The organism is Escherichia sp. AM3 (genome assembly GCF_032029835.1).
GTDB classification, from domain to species: domain Bacteria; phylum Pseudomonadota; class Gammaproteobacteria; order Enterobacterales; family Enterobacteriaceae; genus Escherichia; species Escherichia coli.
Genome location: NZ_JAVUPQ010001201.1, coordinates 1 through 247, shown reverse-complemented (window position 1 = coordinate 247; position 247 = coordinate 1). Strand labels below are relative to the sequence as shown.

The 247-nt window shown below is 64.8% G+C and carries 1 protein-coding gene; it reads right to left on the bottom strand.

Annotated features, from left to right (window positions below; genetic code table 11):
* A partial coding sequence (locus RTW80_RS30300) for an RHS repeat domain-containing protein (RefSeq protein WP_312721902.1) occupies positions 1 to 247 on the bottom strand: 247 nt, incomplete at both ends.

The following is a 247-nucleotide window of genomic DNA, read 5'->3' as shown; positions in this document are numbered from 1 at the left end:
CACCTGACCGTGGCGGTCATACTGATACCGGGTGTTCTGCTGCAGCGGGTCGGTCACGGCAAGAAGGTTGCCGCGTTCATCGTACACACAGCGCCAGGTGTTTCCCGCCGCGTCCACCTCCGTTTCCGGCTGGTGCCACACCGGGTGCCACTGTGTCTGCGCCACCCGCCCCAGCGGGTCGTGCGTCTCCGTGATATGCCCCTGCCGGTCATACACATAGCGCCATTTGCCGCCCTGAGCATCCGTA